This window comes from Paenibacillus sp. FSL H3-0286, from assembly GCF_045040705.1.
Classification (GTDB): Bacteria; Bacillota; Bacilli; order Paenibacillales; family Paenibacillaceae; genus Paenibacillus_AQ; species Paenibacillus_AQ odorifer.
This window is the reverse complement of record NZ_CP150285.1, coordinates 1,721,621-1,742,851: the sequence shown is the minus strand read 5'-3', so window position 1 is coordinate 1,742,851 and position 21,231 is coordinate 1,721,621. Positions and strand designations below refer to the sequence as shown.

20 protein-coding genes and 1 riboswitch are annotated in these 21,231 nt (G+C 45.4%); of the genes, 11 read left to right on the top strand and 9 right to left on the bottom strand.

What is annotated here, in order from left to right; translation table 11 throughout:
- Positions 1–14 precede the first annotated feature (14 nt).
- Positions 15–329 (bottom strand): multidrug efflux SMR transporter, encoded by a 315-nt coding sequence (locus MHB37_RS07560; protein ID WP_076125196.1) that lies wholly within the window; start codon positions 327–329, stop codon positions 15–17.
- Complete coding sequence (locus tag MHB37_RS07555; RefSeq protein ID WP_036675723.1) at positions 330–692, bottom strand: multidrug efflux SMR transporter; 363 nt, start codon at positions 690–692, stop codon at positions 330–332.
- Positions 693–776: 84 nt separating this feature from the next.
- Positions 777–884: riboswitch (guanidine-I (ykkC/yxkD leader) on the bottom strand.
- A gap of 150 nt (positions 885–1,034) precedes the next feature.
- On the opposite strand from MHB37_RS07555, the gene MHB37_RS07550 reads away from it, so the two are divergent.
- Complete coding sequence (locus MHB37_RS07550) at positions 1,035–1,979, top strand: MBL fold metallo-hydrolase (protein WP_405169108.1); 945 nt, start codon at positions 1,035–1,037, stop codon at positions 1,977–1,979.
- A gap of 28 nt (positions 1,980–2,007) precedes the next feature.
- Entirely contained in the window at positions 2,008–2,346 is a 339-nt protein-coding gene (locus MHB37_RS07545; RefSeq protein ID WP_076185308.1) for a hypothetical protein, read from the top strand.
- Positions 2,347–2,485: 139 nt separating this feature from the next.
- Here MHB37_RS07545 and MHB37_RS07540 read toward each other — a convergent pair whose 3' ends face one another.
- The 5 genes from MHB37_RS07540 to MHB37_RS07520 all read right to left on the bottom strand — a co-directional run bounded on the left by MHB37_RS07540 (position 2,486) and on the right by MHB37_RS07520 (position 8,569).
- The gene (locus MHB37_RS07540; protein WP_405169107.1) at positions 2,486–5,317 is read right to left on the bottom strand and encodes a glycoside hydrolase family 3 C-terminal domain-containing protein; all 2,832 of its coding nucleotides are present in this window, start codon (positions 5,315–5,317) and stop codon (positions 2,486–2,488) included.
- A gap of 141 nt (positions 5,318–5,458) precedes the next feature.
- Entirely contained in the window at positions 5,459–5,797 is a 339-nt protein-coding gene (locus MHB37_RS07535; protein ID WP_405169106.1) for a hypothetical protein, read from the bottom strand.
- A 65-nt stretch (positions 5,798–5,862) separates the two neighbouring features.
- Positions 5,863–6,540, bottom strand: coding sequence for a hypothetical protein (locus MHB37_RS07530; protein ID WP_340393691.1), 678 nt, complete (start codon positions 6,538–6,540; stop codon positions 5,863–5,865).
- 1,284 nt (positions 6,541–7,824) lie between these two features.
- Positions 7,825–8,244 carry a rhodanese-like domain-containing protein gene (locus MHB37_RS07525; protein WP_076185312.1) on the bottom strand — a complete coding sequence of 140 codons (420 nt, stop codon included), beginning with the start codon at positions 8,242–8,244 and terminating at the stop codon, positions 7,825–7,827.
- A 4-nt stretch (positions 8,245–8,248) separates the two neighbouring features.
- A complete protein-coding gene (locus MHB37_RS07520; RefSeq protein ID WP_340395206.1) occupies positions 8,249–8,569 on the bottom strand; it encodes a rhodanese-like domain-containing protein in 321 nt (106 codons plus the stop codon).
- 101 nt (positions 8,570–8,670) lie between these two features.
- On the opposite strand from MHB37_RS07520, the gene MHB37_RS07515 reads away from it, so the two are divergent.
- The 7 genes from MHB37_RS07515 (at position 8,671) to MHB37_RS07485 (ending at position 15,575) form a co-directional block, all read left to right on the top strand.
- A complete protein-coding gene (locus MHB37_RS07515; RefSeq protein ID WP_036675735.1) occupies positions 8,671–8,955 on the top strand; it encodes a helix-turn-helix transcriptional regulator in 285 nt (94 codons plus the stop codon).
- A gap of 6 nt (positions 8,956–8,961) precedes the next feature.
- Positions 8,962–11,544 (top strand): FAD-dependent oxidoreductase, encoded by a 2,583-nt coding sequence (locus MHB37_RS07510; protein WP_405169105.1) that lies wholly within the window; start codon positions 8,962–8,964, stop codon positions 11,542–11,544.
- Between the two features lie 209 nt (positions 11,545–11,753).
- The gene (locus MHB37_RS07505) at positions 11,754–12,446 is read left to right on the top strand and encodes a response regulator transcription factor (RefSeq protein WP_076125214.1); all 693 of its coding nucleotides are present in this window, start codon (positions 11,754–11,756) and stop codon (positions 12,444–12,446) included.
- A gap of 82 nt (positions 12,447–12,528) precedes the next feature.
- Positions 12,529–13,452 (top strand): ABC transporter ATP-binding protein, encoded by a 924-nt coding sequence (locus MHB37_RS07500; RefSeq protein ID WP_076301939.1) that lies wholly within the window; start codon positions 12,529–12,531, stop codon positions 13,450–13,452.
- On the top strand, positions 13,445–14,206 hold the full coding sequence (locus MHB37_RS07495; RefSeq protein WP_076141190.1) for an ABC transporter permease: 762 nt from the start codon (positions 13,445–13,447) through the stop codon (positions 14,204–14,206). Before MHB37_RS07500 ends, MHB37_RS07495 begins: the two co-directional genes overlap by 8 nt.
- 20 nt (positions 14,207–14,226) lie before the next feature.
- The gene (locus MHB37_RS07490; RefSeq protein WP_405169104.1) at positions 14,227–15,153 is read left to right on the top strand and encodes a sensor histidine kinase; all 927 of its coding nucleotides are present in this window, start codon (positions 14,227–14,229) and stop codon (positions 15,151–15,153) included.
- 227 nt (positions 15,154–15,380) lie between these two features.
- A complete protein-coding gene (locus MHB37_RS07485; protein ID WP_179089394.1) occupies positions 15,381–15,575 on the top strand; it encodes a helix-turn-helix domain-containing protein in 195 nt (64 codons plus the stop codon).
- Positions 15,576–15,699: 124 nt separating this feature from the next.
- Here the strand turns inward: MHB37_RS07485 and MHB37_RS07480 are convergent, their stop codons facing one another.
- A complete protein-coding gene (locus tag MHB37_RS07480; RefSeq protein WP_076185318.1) occupies positions 15,700–16,158 on the bottom strand; it encodes an Lrp/AsnC family transcriptional regulator in 459 nt (152 codons plus the stop codon).
- Between the two features lie 172 nt (positions 16,159–16,330).
- Between MHB37_RS07480 and MHB37_RS07475 the strand changes: the two genes are divergently transcribed.
- Together MHB37_RS07475 and MHB37_RS07470 are read left to right on the top strand one after the other, a co-directional pair.
- Positions 16,331–17,506, top strand: coding sequence for a serine hydrolase domain-containing protein (locus tag MHB37_RS07475; protein ID WP_405169103.1), 1,176 nt, complete (start codon positions 16,331–16,333; stop codon positions 17,504–17,506).
- Between the two features lie 119 nt (positions 17,507–17,625).
- A complete protein-coding gene (locus MHB37_RS07470; protein WP_405169102.1) occupies positions 17,626–18,834 on the top strand; it encodes an MFS transporter in 1,209 nt (402 codons plus the stop codon).
- 106 nt (positions 18,835–18,940) lie between these two features.
- Here the strand turns inward: MHB37_RS07470 and MHB37_RS07465 are convergent, their stop codons facing one another.
- Positions 18,941–21,205 carry a glycoside hydrolase family 3 C-terminal domain-containing protein gene (locus tag MHB37_RS07465; protein ID WP_405169101.1) on the bottom strand — a complete coding sequence of 755 codons (2,265 nt, stop codon included), beginning with the start codon at positions 21,203–21,205 and terminating at the stop codon, positions 18,941–18,943.
- Positions 21,206–21,231 lie beyond the last annotated feature (26 nt).

The window sequence follows — 21,231 nt, the reverse complement described above, 5'->3', positions numbered from 1 at the left end:
AAATTGATTGCTAACTACGCTATCAACTTCAGCCCCACTGCGGCTCCCAGTATCATAAAAATACAGATAACCCGCCGCCAGTCTTTGGCCTCCCCATATAAAAGCATCCCCAAAATTGCTCCACCGGATGCACCGATCCCCGTCCATACCGCATAAGCTGTGCCCATAGGCAAACTTTTCATTGCAAATGATAGAAAAAGAAAACTTCCTCCAAAACCAAGGAAGAGCAGCAAAAACGACTGCAGATTCCGGTATTTATTCAACCTGTTGATCATAGCCACTCCGAACATTTCAAACAATCCTGCAACAACCAAAAATGCCCATGCCATTTAAGACTCCCCCTTTATTTCAGTTTCTTTGATATCTTTGGTTTCGTTAGTTACCATTTTCAGACCTATAACTCCTGCCAGCAAAATAACCACCAGTACCAGCTTCATTAGCTTGAAGGGTTCACCGAATAAAACCATGTCCGCAATGACTGTTCCTGCCGTCCCCAGCCCAACAAATACAGAATATACGGTACCCACCGGTAATTTACTGCTTGCTGAAATAATGACATAGAAACTTATGATTATGGCTACAACTGTGATCAGCCACTCCCACACGCTTGAAGCATGCTTTAAACCTATGACCCACATGACTTCGAAAATCGCAGCGCCAACTACCTTCAGCCACTCTGAATTCTTTTTCATTTCAAGCCCTCCTTCAATTCTCCATAACTTATGATTGCCCACGGACAAACAAATAAGCCCGGAAGGTCATCGCCAAATGGCGATACCTCCCGGGCTTTTATCCCTCCGTGTAAACACAAACTTAATGTTCGTGCGTTTTCCCTCGGACCAGACCAGCTGTGCACCCGCTGCGGAACCCTAGAAAACAAATAAATGATTAAGTTACATCGTATGGTAGCAAATCGGGCGTATAAAAGCAACCTTTTTTCTATTACTAGCGTAATTAAATCACAGTATAAAATTCCATAAAATTATAAAATAGATATAAATTTCATTCGATTATCTAGGAAAAGAGGTTAATTCATGTTTCTTTCCAGACATTTTAACTGCGTCCCTCTAGTGGAAGGCATTTATTGCCTTGAAGCGAAGGAGCAAGGCGGAGCCATGAGTAATGCCGGTTTGATAGATATGGGTGATTACACATTAATCTTTGATACATTCAACACTCCACAAGCTGGCAAAGATCTTAGGGATGCCGCTCTGTATTATTTTAATAAACCTATCAAATACATCGTCAACAGCCATTGGCATGGAGACCACGTTAGAGGGAACCAATTCTTCTCGGATGAAGTAATCATATCCTCCAGTAGGACTAGAGAGCTCATGATAAAAACTCAACCAGACTGGCTTGCCCGAATGAAGAAACTGCTTCCTAATCTTGAAGAAGATCTTACGAAGCTTAATACATCTCTCGAGCTAGAGCTCGAACTGAACGATTCCAAACAACGAGAGCTCCTTTCGCAAATAGGTTATTTACAAGAAATCAAAGAGTCTATACTAACGCTTGAAGTAACCCTTCCCCAACAAACTTATGACCGCAAAATGACCATACATGGCTCGGCTAGGACCGTTGAACTCCTATCGGTAGGTGCTGCCCATACGGAATGCGATTCTATTCTATTTTCTCCTTCCGATTCTTTAGCTTTTGTTGGAGATATTGTCGCAGTTGATAATCATCCATTATTAGTAGACGGTAATCCGTTATCCTGGTTGGAGGCACTTACTTATGTCGAGCGCTTAGATGTGAACATAATTGTTCCCGGTCATGGGCCCGTTACTCAAAAACATTATCTACAGCAAATAAAACGGTATATAAATGATATAATCCATATTAGCGAATCATTGATACACGAAGACATGAATGTGAATGTGAACCATATAGAAATTCCCGAGCCTTATCTGGGCTGGAATTATGGGAGTATTTTTTACAGAAATCTTGAGTTTTTGACGAAAGCAGCTAGTAACTAATTTTTGGAGTTGAAAGGAGCGGCTCATTATGGTTTTTGGGATACTATTTGTAGGTGTTGCTGTATTTATTATTATACAAGCCGTAATACGTAATGGCTCGAGCTCAAACAAAAGTACCTTTGATAGAAATAGGCAAAATGATGCCGCCAACATGTCTTTTATGGCTGCCAGTCATCCGGATCTGCTGGATCCAAACCACTCTAACCACTCTAATCATTCTAACCACCACCATAATCACTACGGAGATCACTCGCATCACCATTCTGGACCTGACAGCGGGGGGCATAGCTGGGGTGGAGACGGCGGACATAGTGGCGGTGGAGACTTCGGTGGGGGTGGAGATGCTGGCGGGGGCGGTTGTGATTAATTGAAAAGAAACGAAAAGGACATCCCTGATCCTTCAGGAATGCCCTTTTTTTAATGCTCATTTATGATACTGAGAATTTTAGCTTGAGTTTGGCTTAATAACTTTTCGGCACCGTGCGGATGGAGCGTTCTAGCTTATCTTATTGATTAAATTGAAAACGGCTAAGCAGTACCTCACCATTAAAGATGAGATAAACATCGGTAATTTCAGATTCCACGGACACTTCACCAGTAAGTGTGTTCCACTGCTGCAATACGCCACCCGACGGTACAGTCACAGATCCAACCAGCTTCCCTGCTGGGCTGCCCGTTCTGATCTCAAGGGTGCCACCTTTTGCAGAGGATACCAAGGCTTCAAAAGCTCCTGCCCCTTGCTCGAACAATACATCTTTAAAAGCGATCCAAGCGCCATCTTTTACCGGATGTATGGATGCACCGCCTGCTTTGCACTCGTCCAGATATACGCCTTCGTAGTCATCGTAATTCTCTGCTTTGGTATTGATATACAGATTACGCGACGGAATAACGTCCCCTTGAACCGATAGTTGAGCGGATAATTGGATGTCAGCAGATGAACGGCCGATCAGAACCATATACTCTCCATTTTCCACGCAATATTGCTCACGGGTAACATCCCAGAATGCCAGCTCGGCAACCGGTAACGTAAACTCTAGGGTTTGCGATTGACCTGCGGTTAGGTTTACTTTTTCAAAACCCTTCAACTGTTTAATCGGACGTTTGACCCGGGAATTCAGAGCTTGCACATATAGCTGCACCACTTCGTCCCCATCAACAACGCCTGTATTCTCTACTTGAACAGAAATTTTCAGCGTCTCATTCGCTTGCAGCTCCTTAGCGCTTAGGCTTAGGTTGCTGTAGGAAATTTGGGCATAACTTAAGCCGTGTCCAAACGCATACAGTGGCTCTCCGTCAAAGTACATATATGTTCTTTTGCCTTTGATAATATCATAATCCATCAGCTCAGGCAGCTGTTCTACAGAACGAAACCAAGTCATGTTCAGCTTGCCGGAAGGACTGTAATCGCCGAAAAGAACTTCTGCCACCGCATTGCCCAGCTCTTGTCCACTATGGGAGGTATACAATACAGCCGGAATGTTCTCGTCAATCCAAGTGGAAGTTATCGGGTAACTGCCGACAATGACCACTACCGTATTCGGGTTCGCTTCATAGACAGCTTTAACCAGTCGCTCTTGCTCCTCTGGAAGCACAATATCCGGTCTGTCGATTTCTTCTTTTCCGTTAAGGAGTGGATGGTTGCCCACAAAAACCACAGCGATTTCAGCAGCCTTGGCAGCTTCTACTGCAGCCTCTATGCCGTTAGTTACGATGTTCTTTTTAAAAAGACCTGCTTGCGCATTGGCATCCTGATCTGCCACTTGCAGCGTTCCATTTTCCGGATTCACCGAGATCATTTTATCATTCCAGGTCCGCAAAGATACCGTATCTTCGCCTTCCGGAACGATGTTAATCGATTCTTTTACAAACCAGCCGTAAATTTCATCAGCAGATGCTGTGAGAGTCTCTGCTTCGCTTAAAGTTACATACTGACCGCGACTTGTCGCCTTCAGAGTATTGCTAGTCCAGCCCCAAGCTGTATGATGGAACAATTCTCCGTGCTCTGCTATGTCATGTTGTACAGCCAGTCTTCCGTCCTCCCCTGTGATTCCAATGGCTTGGCCGTTTGCGGCTGAAGTAAGAATGATCTGATCTGCGCCACTCTCAAAAGTAACGTGTTTACCAGGCAGCTTTTTGCTAACCCCCTGCAGCGGAGTCACTCCATAAGGTAAAGTGCCAGAATACCAGTCTCTAAAGGCTTCATCACCAAGCGGACCAATAATCGCCAATTTGCTCAGACTGCTTTTGTTCAATGGCAATGTGCCTTGGTCATTCTTCAACAATACTATAGATTGTTTCGCAGCTTCCAAGGAGAGTGCGGTATGTTTTTTGCTAAGTATTACGGAATCGTCGATTGCTGCGTATGGGTTCCCTTCAGCCGGATCGAACTCTCCCAGACGGAAACGAACTCTGAAAGTGTTGGCAAGCGCACGATCCAAATCTTCCTCTGCTAAGAGGCCTTGGTCTAGTGCTTCGTGAAGAACCTTGATTGTCTCTGCGGTTTCTTCTGTTACGCTGTCAATTCCATTTTTGATAGATTCAGCCATCGATTGTGCAAAAGATTCATAATACTTGTGATCCTTCACAATCCCAAAAAGATCGCCGGCATCGCTTACGATAAAGCCATCCATTTCCCATTCGCCTTTAACCACATCCATTACTGCCGGATGAAGAATAACAGGCACGCCATTCACCGAGTTATAAGCGGTCATCATGGACTGTGCGCCACCTTCTTGAAAAGCAGGCTTAAACGCTTCCAGATAATACTCCCGCATATTTCTCGGATCGATGCTCGCGGAGCAGTTCCCGCGTTCAATCTCATTATTGTTGCCGAGGAAATGCTTCAGCGTTGCTACCGCTTTCAAATAGACCGGGTGATCACCTTGGATTCCCTGCACAAGTGATGTGCTGAGGCGTCCGGTCAACTCTGGATCTTCGCCGTAAGCTTCCTCGGTTCTTCCCCAACGCGGGTCACGTTCCATATCCACCGTTGGCGCCCATAACGTCAGACCGTTAACCGTTGGATTCTTTTTGTAAAAGGCTCTGGCTTCATCTCCGATGGCCGAACCAATCTCCTTCAGCAGCTCTGGATTCCAAGTACAAGCCAGTCCGCTCGGCTGAGGAAAAGAAGTCGCTTTTCCAAGCCAAGAAATCCCGTGCGCCGCTTCCGTACCATGCTTGTAGGCCCCAACACCCAAACGCTCTATGGCAGCTTGATACTGAGGCATCAGGCTTACTTTTTCATCAAGTGTTAATCTGGAGATCAGATCCTGCACTCGCTCATTTAAAGGTAAATCAATCTGTTGAAATGGATATTTAGCTATATCTGTTCCCATCAAAATCGCTCCTTCGTCTCTTGTTGATAGCGGTTTCATTCATTCTCGAGGACAATCCTTCGAAAAAACACCCATACGTCCTATCCATCTAATCATAGAAGATTCCCCTCCTCCGCAACACCTTAACAATCTAAATAGAAATCAGGTCATAATTAGAGATTTAAGGGGCCTCTCTTTCTCCTGGCTCCCACCATTCGGATGATATCTAGAGCATTTTTGCCCTTCTTTTGCCTGACTCCCACCAATCGGATGATATTTAGGGCATTTTTGCCCTTCTTTCGCCTGACTCCCACCATTCGGATGAATATTTAGGGCATTTTTGCCTCTCTTTCGCTTGACTCCCACCATTCGGATGATATCTAGGGCATTTTTGCCTCTCTTTCGACCAATTCCCACCATTCGGATGATATCTAGGGCATTTTTGCCCTTCTTTCGCCTGACTCCCACCATTCGGATGATATCTAGGGCATTTTTGCCCATCTTTCGACTGACTCCCACCATTCGGATGATATCTAGGGCATTTTGCCCTTATTAAAATAGTAGCCTTACCATATCTGATTATCCTTAAAAGAATGCTTATACTCATACCTACAAACTCTACCACTTTCTATTGAAACCACTGGACTAAATATCCCTTTTTCACATAGTGTACCCAATCCTTTTCTAGCCGTACGCGGATGAATTCCAAGCTCCCTCACCAAATCAACAGGCCGAATGTCCCCGCTCGAACGCACCGCAATTTGCAAAATATCACGCTCCAGTCGACTAAACGCCTCCTTCTCTTCTGTCCTTAAAGCGAGGTACGGCATCAGTAATGATCTCAACAAAAAAATAGTATTCTCAGGACTCGCTTCCAGATCATCATATGGTATCGCCACTACCCGATAACCCGCGATTTGTAGATAAGTCTCTCGATTCAATTCCTGCCGATAACGCGTCCGATCTGTGTTTTGCACATGTGGGCCGTAACCTTTTACCTCAAAAGCAAACTTAACCTGCCCAGGCTTCCACGCATAATCAACAAAATAAGGCCATCCCCGCCAATCCAACACTTCATATTCAGGATGAAGATCATTAAAATGACCCATCATTGGCCACCAGACCTTCTCCGCAAACATCCGCTCACCATGCCCATGTCCCCGCTCCAATCTCCCCCGTCTTTCTCCCGTTCTTCGACTAATATGATCTTCCACCCACTTACGATGTTCTTCCGTAAACCCCATAACATTCTCCTCCTCCTTGGCATAAAAAAATCCCGCACCCAATTATGGATGCGGGACGTACTTCGTCCTATTACTCAGAAGTATAGTATTCGCCTTCTTATGCTGTCAATGACACTCTACATTCAACGATAGCACTCAAGCTAAACATGCTTACCTATTAAAAAATCACATTGGTTAAAGTATATTGCATTAAAGTAAGTTCAGCTAGAGGCAGATCACTACAGTCAGTTCAGCTTGAGTTAGATCACTACAGTAGTCCAGCTACAGTTAGATCACTATAGTTAGTTCAGCTAGAGTTAGTTCATTACAAGGTTCAGTTACAGTTAGATCAGTACAGTTCAGTTAGAATTAACTCAGCAAGAGCAATCTTGGTTAAGTAAACTACATTTGAGTTAGACGACTAGATTTAGCTCAATATAGTAGGTTTTATATAGTAGGTTTTATATAGTAGGTTCCGTTAAAGTAATCTCGGTTTGACTAAGTTCCGCTAGAATAATATTATTCGACCTACCTTTTTGAAATTGTCCGAAATCGTCTCCCATTCTCCACTATTCACTGGCTATCGACCTGTGCTTTTTCTATTTAATTGTATTTCATGCAACTATTTAACTCTTATCCCCCTAAAAGTCCATTTAGTTGTACTTTCTACAACTAAAAAAGGAAACATTAGGTAGTTAAGCGTAAATGATCAAATTTAGATGTACAAAGTGCAGTTAACTGTTACTTTTCCTAAAACTACTGAAGTTTAACTGCACAAAATGCAATTAAAACTGAGTTCGAGATGAGGCTGACTGGATTGCGACTTAGTTGCATTGACTTAGCCGCCTAGTTATAACATTGCGACTTAGTTGCATTGACTTAGCCGCCTAGCTATAACATTGCGACTTAGTTACATTGACTTAGCAGCCTAGCTACAACATTGCGACTTAGCTACATTGATTTAGCGGCCTAGCTACAACATCGCGACTTAGCTACATTGACTTAGCGGCCTAGCTACAACATCGCGACTTAGCTACATTGATTTAGCGACCTAGCCACAACATCGCGACTTAGCAACATTAATTTAGTGATCTAGCTACAACATCATAACTTAGCAACATTAATATAGCGGCTCAACTAGAGTGACATATTGCTCCCTCTTCACTGCCTTCCCTCACCTAGCAAATGTGCAGGCCGAGCCCCTAGCCCATAGGCATCAAAAGAGATCATTCCATCGTCCCCCTGACTTCGACACCCCAGCTTCAACCTGAGACGGGAAATCAATGACCTTAAATCCATTATCCATTATCCTTCACAACAACCTTTCACAGAAATGTCGGAGAGCGTTCTTTTGTTCCCTAACAAATCACCATTTACCGCATATAGCTTACGAAATCCCTGCTTATAAAGAATTCTCGCGGCTTTATTTCTTTTGTAGTAACTTCCTGCAAGAATTAGAACCGAGTCGCCCGGAGATAGACAGTGCTGCCAGACATAGGGTAACCGCCCCAGCGAAATATTTATCGAACCACGGATACTGTCCTTCTGGTAATCAACGGCATCCCTGACATCGAGCATTTTCATAGCCAATGATTGATCCGCTAATTCGCGAACCTCACGGACTTCTATATAAGTAAGTGAACGAACAGGCCAAGCATAACGCAAAAACCTCACAATACTAAAGACAATTAAAATACTCAGTAGGATCCGAACCATCATGCTCATATCATTACTCCCGTACCAAAAAATCATCCGTCCAAGCGCCTAATCCACCCGTCATGTTCACAACGTTATACCCCTTTTCACTCAGCAGCTCACAAGCCAGTCCACTACGGCCACCACTAAAGCACATCACAATTATCTCGCCATGAGAATCCAGTTCATCTGTGCGCATCAATAGCTGTCCAAGCGGAATATGTTTAGCACCCATTACATGTCCCTCCACCCATTCGGCGGGTTCGCGTATATCCAACATGGTAAGAGTTTCGCCATTCTTCAAGCGTTCCGCCACTTGCTGTGGGGTAATTTCCTTTGAAATTTTAAAAGACATCGAGCATCTCTCCTTCACCTTTATAAAAATAACTTGATTTTCATATCACTATATCATAATATTACGATATAAGGATATTGTAAAGCGAGGTGTTCGTTACCATGGACAAAAATTTCAAAGCCTATAACCAAACCGCCGAAACCTTAAAGGCTATAGCTCATCCCGTGCGCTTGTGCATCATCAAAGGACTTCTGGAAAAAGGCAGCTGCAACGTTAGCTTCATGCAGGACTGTCTCGATCTTCCACAATCTACGGTGTCCCAGCATTTACAGAAGCTTAGATCACTAGGCATCGTTGAAACCGAACGTAATGGGCTGGAGATTAACTATTCTGTTAAAGACGAAAAAATCAAACATCTGATTCAGTTATTTTTAGGGGAGGAATAAGTCATCATGAGTAAAAAAGTATTAATTGTTGGCGGTGTTGCAGGAGGCGCGTCAGCAGCCGCCCGACTTCGGAGATTAGATGAAGATGCCCATATTGTAATGTTTGAGCGTGATCCGTACATTTCTTTTGCCAATTGTGGACTTCCTTATTATATCGGTGGGTCCATTCAGGACCGCTCCAAGCTGCTGGTGCAGACACCGGAGGCGATGCATAAACGTTTTAACATCGATGTTCGGATTCAAAGTGAAGTCGTGGCTATCGACCCTGTGAACAAAAAAGTGCGAGTAGAAAGCATAGAAAAAGGCTCCTATGAAGAGAGCTATGATGCGCTTATTTTATCGCCAGGTGCTAAACCGATTCGTCCGAATCTGCCCGGTATCGAGAGTTCCCAAATACACATGTTGCGTAACATTCCCGACACTGACAAAGTCAAAGCTAAAGTCGCTGCGGAAGGCACACGTTCGGCCGTGGTGATCGGTGGTGGATTTATCGGTGTGGAAATGGCTGAGAACCTTAGAGAAGCTGGTCTGGAAGTTTCCTTAATTGAAGCAGGACCACAAATATTAGCTCCATTCGATACTGAAATGTCTTCTATTTTGGCAAAAGAACTCGACGAGCATGGTGTTAATCTTATTTTTTCCGATATGGTCCAAGGGTTTGCTGAGGTGGGAGAACAAATACAGGTGCAATTAGCAAGTGGCACTGTACTGCAAAGTGATATGGTTCTGCTGGCTATCGGCGTTTCTCCGGATACCTCTTTTCTGAAGGACAGTGGCTTAGAATTCGGTCCCCGCGGCCATATTTTAGTCAATGAGCGGATGGAGACTAATCTGGATCAAGTGTTCGCTGTAGGTGACGCGGTTGAGGTGGTTGATTTCGTAAACGGAACAAAAACCGCTATTCCACTAGCTGGTCCTGCCAATAAGCAAGGGCGGATTGCTGCGGACAACGTCAGTGGTCTCGGCACAACTTACAAAGGATCACAAGGGACTTCTATTATAAAGGTTTTTGGAGTCACAGGTGCTTCTACCGGAAATAACGAAAAAACATTACAACGTTTGGGTCTGCCGTATCACGTGATTTATATACATCCAAGCTCACACGCAACCTATTATCCGGGGGCAACCCCGATATCTATGAAACTGATTTTTGATCCAAAAGGTACGGTGCTAGGAGCACAAGCTGTAGGTTACAGTGGTGTAGACAAACGTATCGACGATATCGCTACAGTTATTCGTTTTAGAGGTACGGTCACTGATTTGACGGAGTTGGAGCTATCTTATGCCCCTCCTTATTCTTCCGCTAAAGATCCGGTGAATATGGCTGGATTTGCCGCTGAAAATATTTTGCATGATTTGACTACGGTATTCGTCCCTAAGGATTTAGAAGGTCGTGACAAAAACAATACCATTTTAGTTGACGTACGTTCGGAAATCGAACATGCTAATGGTCATATTGAAGGGTCTATTAACATTCCTGTGGATGATCTGCGTAGTCGGCTAAGCGAGCTTGACTCTAGTAAAGAAATTTGGGTGTATTGCCAAGTTGGACTCAGAGGCTACACCGCTTCCCGGATTTTACAGCAAAAAGGTTACCGTGTGAAGAATCTGACCGGCGGTTATAAAACCTATCAGATGAGCCAATTTACGCCTAAAAAAAAAGATAACTTGACGCCAAACGTTGGTACACCAGCAGCCAGTAAAGAAATCGCAGCAACGGGAGCAATGACGGAGACTGAAACTGAAACTGAAACTGGAACTGGAACTGGAACTGGGACAGAGACTGGAACTGGAACTGGCACAGTTACACCAACCGTTAACGCTACAGCTTTCACAACACCTGATTCCGTGCTTGATGCCTGCGGACTGTGCTGCCCAGGGCCGCTGATCCAAGTTAAAATGAGCATGGACCCGCTCTTGGACGGGCAAGTCCTGAAGGTCACTGCTTCCGATCCCGGATTTTATGAGGATATCAAGGCTTGGGCTCGTATGTCCAACAATACGCTTTTGCAGCTAACAAAGCTGCCTACTGGCATGATCGAAGCTTATCTGCGCAAAGGAGTTATCGAGACTTCAGCATCAGCACCAACCGGAGCAGGCGCACAAGTAATTCAAACTAGCAATGCAAGCACAATGGTTGTTTTTAGCGGGGATTTGGATAAAGCGATCGCTTCCTTCATCATTGCCAACGGAGCAGCATCCAGCGGCAAAAAAGTCACAATGTTCTTTACCTTCTGGGGCCTCAATATTATCCGCAAGGATGAGAAGGTGCCTGTGAACAAAAACTTTATCGGAAAAATGTTCGGTGCCATGATGCCACGCGGCAGCCGGAAGCTGACGCTTTCAAATATGAACATGATGGGCATGGGCTCGAAGATGATCCGCTCTCTAATGAAGAGCAAAAATATCTCTTCCTTGGAGGAATTGATTCAGATGGCTATCGACCAAGGTGTGGAAATCGTCGCCTGCCAAATGTCCATGGATCTTATGGGCATCACTCGTGAAGAACTGATTGACGGTGTCGGAATCGGCGGCGTTGGTTATTACCTCGGCCAAGCCGATCAGTCGGGTCATAATCTTTTTATCTAAATACCTTAACATCGCAAAGGGACCCCTCTATTTAAATAGAAGAGTCTCTTTTTTATATAAAAATGAACTCACGAGAATCGGTGATATAGATTTGAATAACCAAAATGCAGAAATTGGCTGGATCTGGATACAGAATCTAAAACCTGCTATCCTATTTAATAGGCATTCATCCGAACAACGACCTATTTCAGGTAAAAAAAGGAGATTAAATGAATAACCCGATACATATTCTTGTTGCTGAGGACGACAGCGACATCAACCGATTGCTGTGCAACATTATCAAGAAAAGCGGCTATATTCCCCAACCTGCTTACTCGGGAACGGAGGCACTTCTCTATCTGGAGCAACGTCAATGGAGCATGCTGCTACTGGATCTGATGCTGCCAGGCATGTCGGGTGAGGAACTACTTGAGAAGATTGCCGGGCGGGATGATATGTCGGTAATTATCATTTCTGCCAAGGGTGAGCCCCAGACCAAGGTGTCTGCCCTGCGGGCGGGGGCGGATGATTTCATTACGAAACCCTTCGACGTTGAGGAAGTCTCTGCACGGATCGATTCTCATCTGCGTTTGTATTCGCGGATTACGCAATCGGCTTTGCCTAACGTGCTCCAGCATCAGGGTCTTGTGCTTCATCGAGAGGCGATGTCGATTACGGCAAATGGTGTGGAACTGACGCTCACAGCTCTAGAGTTTGAAATTCTCTCGTTACTTTTGTCAGCCCCCAAAAAGGTGTTTACGAAAGCGAATTTGTATGAAAGAGTCTGGCACGAGCCATATTACGGGGACGATAATACGGTCAATGTCCATATGAGCAATTTGCGCAGCAAGCTAACCAAGGCCGCACCAGGAAGCGAATTTATCGAGACGGTATGGGGCATAGGTTATCGGCTCAAGCCTTAAGACATTCTTAAGATTTGGCTTTAGCTCTTCTTATGTTTTCAATTCTATACTTGGTCTATCACGAAAAGGAGGCCAAGACGAGATGTACGAGTATGTATTAAAAACAAATCAGCTATCCAAAAAGTTCAAGGGCCATACAGCGCTGGACAAAGTCAATTTGTCAATCCGTAAAGGCTCTATTTATGGTTTTATTGGACAAAATGGAGCCGGAAAATCAACATTAATCCGGATTGTGACCGGACTTGCTTTTCCGACTCAGGGGACGATCGAGCTGTTCGGAGCCAGTGAAGAGCAAGCCCTGATCCAGGCTCGTAAGCGAATCGGCTCGATTATCGAGAGTCCCGCTTTATTCCCCCATATGACTGCGAGTGAAAATTTAGAAGCAAACCGGATTCTACGTGGTATTCCCGGCAAAGATTGTGTTCCTAGAATGCTAGAGCAAGTTGGACTGCAGGGCGCCGGAAAGAAGAAAGCCAAAAATTTCTCACTTGGAATGAAGCAGCGGTTAGGTCTTGCCATCGCCTTACTGGGAGATCCAGAATTTCTGATTCTGGACGAGCCAACTAATGGGTTGGATCCGATGGGTGTCGTCGAAATGCGCGAACTGCTCAAGCGACTAAACCGTGAGCTAGGCATTACGATAATGATCTCAAGTCATATTCTAAGTGAGCTGCATTTAATGGCAAGTCATTATGGCATTATTCATCACGGTCAGTTGCTTGAACAACTCACTGCGGAGGAATTAAACGAGAAATGTCAGCAGTATTTATTTATCAAAGTGGATGATCCGGGCAAGGCAACAGCCGTCATTCAGAACGAGCTGGGTACGGCCGATTTCGAAGTGATGCAGGATGGAACCATCAAGTTGTATAGCCGTATTGAGCAGCCAGGCAAAGTATCAACAGCGTTATTCAATGCCGGCCTCGAGATCGAGAAGTTTATGCCTATGGGTGAAGACTTGGAAAGTTATTTTACAAAGCGGATTGGGGGGAACCCAAATGTATAATCTGATCAGAGTGGAGTTTTTCAAGCTCCGTAAGAATAGATCATTTTGGACTTTTCTATTGGCACTTTCCGTCCTCTCGCTTGCGTACCCTTTGCTATATTATTTTGATCATCGCTCCAATGGGGAACCTCAGATCACCGGCGCTGAATTTCTGACTACCTTTATTTCAAGCAATGCCTACATTATTAAATTCGGCGTAGCCATTCTGGCTGGATTCTTTATCTCTAACGAATATTCCACAGGGGTCATGAAGACGATCGCATCTTCGGGCAACACCAGAGGCCGGCTGTTCGCAGCAAAACTAATCGTATTCGCAGTTGGAGCCATGGCGATTTCGCTCGTCTTTCCTATTGTCAGCACAGTCGAAGTCACGCTGCTTTCGGGCTTCGGTCATCTGCCGGAAGGAAGCACTACACTTTTCATACCGCGAGCTCTCGGGCTAACGTTATTGTACACGGCTGGTTACGCAGCCATTGGGGCGCTGTTCACCGTAATCCTAACCGACAGCGGCAAAACTATCGGCTTCTCAATGATTTTCTTCCTTATGATCGATACGGTTTTGGCTAGTATAGGTTCGAAGATCTCTTTCTTTAGTAATTTGTACGATTATTCCATCTTCAAACGGGTGAGCGATATCGGTAAGCCCAGTATCGACAGCGGAGATTGGCCAGCGCTTTTACTTGTACCGTTGTTGACAATAGCCGTTTCCGGGGTACTCGGTATTCTCGTATTCCACCGAAAAGAGATCAAATAGCAAATGGGGGGTGCAGGAGAGTGTTGCTTATTCTGACAATCATATTGTTTGCGGCAGGAGCTCTCCTGCTTTTCCGTTTGTTAATGTTAAGGCGAGAGCTAGGGCGGATAACAGGGCAATTGCATACCTACAATAAGCGAGCAACCGGTAAAAAAATTGATGTGGCTCTATTCGACCAGAAGCTTGAGGCGCTTGCAGGACAAATCAATCGTCAATCTGATTTAATCGTCGAAGCGGACGCCCAGCGAAAACGTGTCGAACAAGAATTCCGTCAGGCTGTTACGAATATCTCACATGATATCCGTACACCCCTCACCTCCATCTTCGGTTATATTCAACTGTTGGAGGATGAGTCTATTACCCCTGATGAAAAACTTGAATATGTTTCCATCGTTAAAAATCGGACGAAACGGCTGCAGGCGCTGCTGAATGATTTTTTTGAGCTTTCCTTGATCGAATCGCTAGATTATCCTCTACATACGGAAAAGCTTGGGATGACGGCCCTGCTCTCGGAAATTCTGGTCGGATTTTACGATTCTTTCAACGAACGCAATATTACACCGGGTATACGACTACCTGAGGAAAATGTATCCGTATACGCCGATGAATCCGCTGTGCGGAGAGTTGTCGAAAATTTACTTGTCAATACGGTCAAACATGCGACCGGGTATGTAGAAATCCATTTCGAACGACAGCAGGAAACAGCTGACTTAACAATTGTAAACGATGCGAAGGAACTAGTCGGAAGCGATATTAACCTCTTATTTGACCGATTCTATACCGCAGACCGTACCCGATCTTCTCAAGCTTCCGGGCTGGGTCTCTCCATCGCCAAAAGTCTAATGAATAAAATGGGTGGCACGCTGACAGCCGAACTGGAGGGTGAGAAGCTGATAATGACCTGCCGTTGGAAACTAGGCGATGCTGGCATTAGCTTGGCTACTTAATTCATTTTATAGTTGGTCTAGACTAACCATTGTTCTAACCCGTTTATGGAAGGTAGCTCATTCCCGATAGCCAATGGCCTGCAGGTTTTTCCGGACTTCTTCGAACTGATCTCCCACCCGTTCAGGTTCATGGTTCTGAACAAAACTTTATCGAGAAACTATTCAATAAAAGGGTCTCTGAATTTACGAAGCAACCTCCCGGCTATGAATTATATTTAAAAACACTTATGTTTGAGCTGCTTATTTATATTTATCGCCACCAGGAAGCTCGTGCCTTGTTAATCAATACTGCCTTTAAAGTAGCCAAGATAGCTGAAAATGTTGGATTTGATAATATGACTCACTTTGGTCGGGTATTTAAGGAAATCACCAGGCTTTCTCCACTAAAATACCGCCAGACTTATAAGATAGAAAGTCCATGATGTATCTACGAAAAAGGAGCAGCTGCAATCATTTTTATTACAATATCTAAACCAAAAAGACTCCTCTATTTATATAGAAGAGTCTTTTTTTTGTTACGACAGGCTAACGGATTATGTTTAAAATCTAACTCAGCAAGTTTAGGCTTGCTTCTTCAAGCGAGGGTATAAGAAATTTATGATCGATTGGCGATGACATCACGATCAGAATCGTGTAAGTACCGTATTTGTCACATTGATTTCCGAACTCCTCGAGGGCTCGTGTAGAGTCGGTTACTACCTTCAATAAGTAGTTGTGTTCCCCACTTATACGGTAACATTCGACGACATCAGGACTTGAGCGGCAGAAATCAAGGAATGCATTACAATCCCTAGAATGAAATAACATGTAGGCAGCTGCTTGTTTCCCAATCTTTTCAGGAGAAATTATGGTGCGATATTCGCTGATGATGCCTTTTTCCTCCATACGCCTAACTCTCTCCGTAACCGCAGGTTGCGATAAACCGACACATTTGCCCAGCTCTGTCATAGAAATTCTTGCTTGATTTTGAAGATGGAAAAGAATTTGCTTATCAACATGGTCCATCAAAATCGCCTCCTTTAAATTTAAGGTTTTCTATATTAACTAGATTGTAATTAACCGTTATAAAGCTAATTTAGCTTAGTTGCCTTATGTAATCAAGATAACTTGTTATATATAATAACCCTACAATAGTAAAGTGTTCTTGACTTTAACTATTCCGAAGGGATGAAGACCGTTGAGTATATTGGATTCAAATAAAATAATTACAGAATGTTTATCAGGTCGCATCGATAGAGTAATCGATCGAACCCTCGCTGACAAGCGCTTGGTCGGTGCTGTCATTAAAGTGGCGATAGATGGGGAACTGGTTTATAGCCGTGCTGCCGGTTTTGCCGACCGCGAGCTAGGCCGACTTATGCGAGAAGATGCCTTATTCCGGCTCGCTTCAGTTACTAAACCTATCGTTTCAACGGCAGGCCTAGTATTAGTTGCGCAAGGTCGTCTACAACTGGACGACCGCGTTGATCGTTGGCTTCCAGAGTTTCAGCCGCGTTTGCAGAATGGCGAGTTCGCTTCCTTGACGATTCGTCATTTGATGACGCACACCGCGGGCCTGTCTTACCGATTTTTCCAAGAAGAGAAGGGTTCCTATCAGTCAGCAGGGGTATCAGATGGTATGGATCAGTCCGGCATCACATTGGAAGAGAACCTGCGCCGTCTTGCCTCTGTCCCCCTCCTTTATACGCCAGGTACCGAGTGGAAATATTCCATCGCGACAGATGTGCTGGGAGCAGTAATTGCAAAGGTCACAGAAACACCGCTCAGTGAGGCTGTACATTCACTCGTGACCAAGCCGCTTGGCATGAGCGACACGGGTTTTATTGCAGTCGATCGAGAACGGCTGGCCACTTCCTATGCCAATGATACTCCAGAGCCACGGCCCTTACTTGATCCTGACAGTATTGCCTTTGTGGAGGGAACGGCTGGGGTCCTGCTTGCCCCTAGCCGAGCACTTGACACTACTGCCTATCCTTCTGGAGGAGCTGGCATGGTCGGCAGCGCCGGAGATTTTTTGCAACTGCTGGAAACATTACGTAAGGGCGGAGCGCCGCTGCTACCGGAGTCACTGGTTCACGATATGACGACCAACCAGATCGGTGATCTGCCAATGGCCTTCTGGCCAGGACGAGGCTTTGGCCTAGGCATCACGGTACTAAAGGATCCTGTCGCCGCAGACACTCCAGAATCTCCGGGTACTTGGCGCATGGGTGGTACTTATGGTCATTCGTGGTTCGTAGATCCCAAGCAACGCCTCAGTGTCGTCGCTTTCACTAATACCGCATTGGAAGGCATGTCGGGTCAGTTTACTGTAGACCTTTGTGATGCCATTTATGATAGACGTAATAAATAGAGCATGAACACAAGAAGCCTGGGTCCGGAATGAACCAGCCTAGGCTCTCTGTCCAGTAGACCCTATTCGTCGTCTATATCATTGAGTTTGCTAAAATTATATAAGAGAGGGGCCTCTCTATGAGCCAAAACACATCTTCTGCCACACAAAGTGCCCCCAGCACTCCCTCTCCTGAACGTCTGCCATGGGCTGGATTACTCGCCTTAGCTATGACGGGGTTTATCTGTATTCTTACCGAAACGATTCCGGCAGGCTTGTTGCTCCAAATAGGTGAGGGGCTTGGTGTCTCCGAGGCCCTTGCCGGTCAACTTGTCACTTTGTATGCTCTTGGTTCCCTGTTGGCCGCGATTCCCTTAACTACCGTGACGCGTGGATGGCGGCGGCGACCACTGCTACTAATGTGCATCCTTGGTTTTCTCATATTCAACACCGTCACCACTTTTTCTTCCAATTATATACTTACGCTAACAGCTCGGTTCTTCGCCGGCGTATCCGCTGGAGTCTTATGGGGCATGATAGCAGGTTACGCCCGGCGCATGGTGCCGGAGTCACTCAAAGGACGAGCAATGGCGGTAGCGATGGTTGGCACACCTCTCGCTCTGGCACTCGGTGTCCCTGCTGGAACCCTTCTTGGCACCCTTGTAGGCTGGCGCTCTATCTTCGGGTTCATGTCGCTATTAGCTCTCATGCTGATCGCTTGGGTATTTTGGAAGCTACCGGACTATCCAGGAGAAGCCCCTGATAAACGGCTCCCTCTCTACAAGGTTTTTGTTATTCCGGGGGTACGGCCGGTATTGTTTGTCGTTCTGGTATGGGTACTAGCACACAACATCTTGTATACCTATATTGCCCCCTATCTTACTCAGGCCGGGCTAACCCAGCGGGTTGACTTGGTATTGCTTGTTTTCGGCATTACAGCGCTTGTTGGCATCTGGGTCATCGGTATTTTGATCGACCGCAAACTGCGTCCATTGGTTCTGATCAGCCTAGCTGCTTTTGCCTTGTCATCCATTGTACTAGGCATTAGTAGCAGCCAGCCCATAGTGATCTATTTAGTGGTTGGTGTATGGGGGTTGACGTTCGGAGGAGCAGCTACTTTGCTACAGACAGCCGTTGCCGAAACCGCTGGCGAAAGTGCAGATGTGGCCCAATCGATGCTGGTGACGGCATGGAACCTAGCTATTGGCGGTGGCGGAGTGATAGGCGGAATTCTTATTGAAACACTTGGTGTCCGCTCCTTCCCGTGGGTAATGTTTATACTATTGATTCTTGCGCTGCTAGTAGCGTGGCGCGCTAAAGATTACGGATTTCCTTCAAGGAAACGTTGAGGCATACCTATCGAGTTAATGGGTAACGGTATCCAGACAAGAAATTTACACAAATAAGGCCAGTGGTGCATATTAGATAGGACTAATATGTGCCACTGGCTTACTTCTACTTAGTAGCCAATGTATTAAATTCTTGCAGATCCTTGGCTAAATCTTCTTCCGTGTATTTCCCTTGGCCGAAACCGATCATTGCCCGCAGCGGCATATATTTCATCATCGCCATGTACATTTCCGGGTTATCATCCATCGCACCCTCTAAGCCAAAAACACTGCTGAATTTCTTCACTTTTTCCGCTGTCCGTGGATTATCCAGCAAATCACCAATAGTACTATTCCGATGATAACGCATCGTAAGCGGATTGGTCGATTCTACTCCGATACAAGTTGTCAGACGAATATCCCGCGATGATGAGCCAATAGCAATTTCAAAATCTCCACTTTCCACATGCCAATCACCAATGTTAACGTTGTAATAAGCAAAGGAGCGTTTATCTAACTCAAAGGTTACCTCCTGCTCTTCTTCAGGCTGAAGCTCTAGCTTCTGGAAGCCTTTTAGTTCCTTCAGTGGACGGATCACGCTGCTCTCCACATCACTAACATAGAGCTGAACGATTTCTTTTCCTGCGCGAGTGCCCGTATTTTTAACGGTAGCCTTAACCTGAACAGTCTCGGTGTCCTTTATGCTGCTCTTGGAAATTGTTAAATGACTGTATTGAAACTCTGTGTAGCTGAGACCAAAGCCGAAAGGAAACAGCGGTTTTATCTCTTTTTTATCATAATAACGATAACCTACGAACAAACCTTCCTTATACTCTACCTTGTCCCCTTCCCCCGGGAAATTAAGAAAGGATGGATTGTCGCTCAGCTTCATGGGGAACGTCTCTGCCAGTTTACCGCTTGGGCTGACCTCTCCAAACAATAAATCTGCTACGGCACCCCCAAACGCCTGCCCACCTAGATAACCCTCAAGGACTCCTTTTGTTTTATCAATCCAAGGCATCTCTACAGGTGAGCCATTACTGAGTACAACAACGATATTACTCTGCACCTCAGCTACCACATCGATCAGCGCTTTGTGGCTCTCTGGAAGAGACAAGTGGCTGCGATCATAACCCTCTGACTCATAATTATCCGGCAGTCCAAGGAACAACACCGCTACATCACCTTTTGCCGCTGTTTCTCTTGCCTCTTGCAGCAAAACCTCATTAATCTCATCATGCTCCAGTTCATATCCTTGGGCATATAGCAGCTCAGCAGACCCCGCAAGACCTCTCATCTCTTCAAAAGCATCATCCAATTGAGTTGGATTCACATGCGAGCTTCCCCCACCTTGATAACGCGGATTTTTAGCAAATTCCCCAATGATCGCAATAGTACCTTGTTTAGATAAGGGTAGAACTTCCTCCTCATTTCTAAGAAGCACCATGCTTTCCCTCGCCACTTTCCGTGCCAGTTGGTGATGCTCTTCAGCATTAAATGAAGTATTATCTTTACGATTGTCTACCGCTTTAAAAATAAAAGTGAGCAGCCGCTCCACCGCAAGGTTTAACGTTTCTTCAGCTAGTTCCCCACTTTGCACGGCTGCGACAATCTTGGCATCGCCAAGTCCTCCCGTTGACGGCATTTCCAGCTCCAGCCCTGCTTGCAGCGCCTTCACTCGCTCATTGACCGCACCCCAATCCGAAACTACAAATCCTTCGAAACCCCATTCATCTCTAAGAATCCGCGTTAGAAGCGTTTCACTCTCAGAAGCGTATTCACCGTTAACCCGGTTGTAAGAACACATTACGCTCCAAGGTTGACTGTTCTTAACTGCACCTTCAAAGCTAGCCAGATAAATCTCCCGCAGCGTCCGTTCATCAATAACAGCATCTACCGACATTCTCCGGTGTTCCTGATTATTGGCGGCAAAATGCTTAAGCGAGGTTCCTACTCCTTCGCTTTGCACACCTTTGATATGGTTCCCCCCCATCTCGGCAGAAAGATACGGGTCTTCCGAGAAATATTCAAAGTTACGACCGTTCAGTGGAGAGCGTTTAATATTCGTCCCCGGTCCCAACAGAACAGCAACGTTTTCTGCCTGGCACTCCTTACCAAGCGCCTTCCCCACTCGCTCAATTAGTTCCCGATCCCACGAAGAAGCCAACCCTGCTGCTGAAGGAAAACAAGTTGCGGGAACACTGTTATGAAGCCCGAGGTGATCGGCACTCTCTTTTTGCTTGCGTAAACCATGGGGTCCGTCCGTTACCATCAAAGAAGGGATTCCGAGTCGTTCAATCCCCTTGGTATGCCAGAAATCAAGCCCTGAACAGAGTCCCGCTTTCTCCTCAAGGGTCAATTGTGATATGAGTTCATGAATTTTGGTTTTCATAAAAATGCCTCCTCTGAATGTATACT